Origin of the sequence: Nafulsella turpanensis ZLM-10 (genome assembly GCF_000346615.1) — a bacterium.
Lineage (GTDB): Bacteria > Bacteroidota > Bacteroidia > Cytophagales > Cyclobacteriaceae > Nafulsella > Nafulsella turpanensis.
The window spans coordinates 1-1,286 of record NZ_ANNU01000022.1 but is presented as its reverse complement, the minus strand read 5'-3'; the positions used below and the strand labels follow the sequence as shown (position 1 = coordinate 1,286).

The window sequence follows — 1,286 nt, the reverse complement described above, 5'->3', positions numbered from 1 at the left end:
AGGTAATGATGCCAAAAATAGTTGGTGACATTTACCTGTAAATTGTATTTATTTAAGAATGTAAATCTGAAGAGGAAGTAGGCTCTGCTGAGGAGCAACCTACCAGCAATAGGATTTACCAACTGGAATGGCCTCCCTTTTGGGGAGGCTTTTTTCTTGTCATTCTGGTTGCCTATGGCTAAGAAAACCTACTCTTTGTTTTTCATATAAAGATACCACTGGATGAATTGCCTGCGGTGGAGGCGGGACAGCCCTCTGTGAACATTAACATGTCCTTTTAAATGGCCAAAGAAGGATTCCAGCCCGTTCGTTGATTTAGGTATTCTTTTATTTTCTAAATACCGGAACATATGGGGAAGAGCTCTTTTTATGACCATAAATGCTCTTCTGACCATTTTATGGGTGTACCAATATCTGCCGGTTTCAGGATTGATACTCTTCTCTCTGATATAGTCTTTGTAAGTCTCATGCCACTTTAAAAGACTCACAATCCAATAATCCCGCTGGAGTACATCTTCTATTAAATGAAGCTGAGCAACTATTTTCCGCAATTCTTTTCCTGCTTCACTTTTAGGCTTACCAGATAACCAGATGAGGCACATTCGCTGAATATGCACCAGGCATCTTTGGAGGGTAACCTGGGGGCAAACATGTTTGATAGCTTTTAGTAGAGCTTTATGGCCATCACAGGTAATGCTCTCTATCTGTACACCCAACTCAAGCAGATTGGCCAAGTCTTCAGCCAATTCCTCAAACCATTCTCCATCAGTTAAACGATAGAGCTGGGTAAATTTAATGGTGTTGTCCCGGTAGAGAATCAGGCAGAGGTCATCATTGAAATAGGTGCCATCAATTAGTAGATTCACTCTTTCTGAAGGATAGACACTCAAAACAGGAGGCTCTTGCAGGTACTGATAAAAGTAGCGGTTCAGGCTCCTGACAGAGTAGCCACTTCTCTGGGAGAGCTGCTTTAGAGTACACCTTTCGATTACCCACTTCTCAAACCACACAAACTGGTTTGCCTTCTTTACCCCTGCATTAGAACCTGTAAATAGAATCCCACAGTTCTTGCATTTATAGCGCTGCTTGCCTGCTTGTTTGCCCCATTTTATACTCGAAGTAAAGCCACAAGCACAGCATCTTTTTTTGTACTTTCCATATACAAAAAAAAGCTCATTGAACCGGTTTTCAATGAGCTAATTAATTTATATCTATTACACCCTGTAAATCAAGATATTACAAGTGTAATGAAGGCGATTCACCAACTATTTTTGGCAATTAAATCT

General features: G+C 40.6%; 1 protein-coding gene. It reads right to left on the bottom strand.

From position 1 onward, the window contains the following. Positions 1-188 precede the first annotated feature (188 nt). A complete protein-coding gene (locus F752_RS0110140) occupies positions 189-1,112 on the bottom strand; it encodes an IS256 family transposase, variant Zn-binding type (RefSeq protein WP_040664517.1) in 924 nt (307 codons plus the stop codon). Between the last annotated feature and the right edge of the window lie 174 nt (positions 1,113-1,286).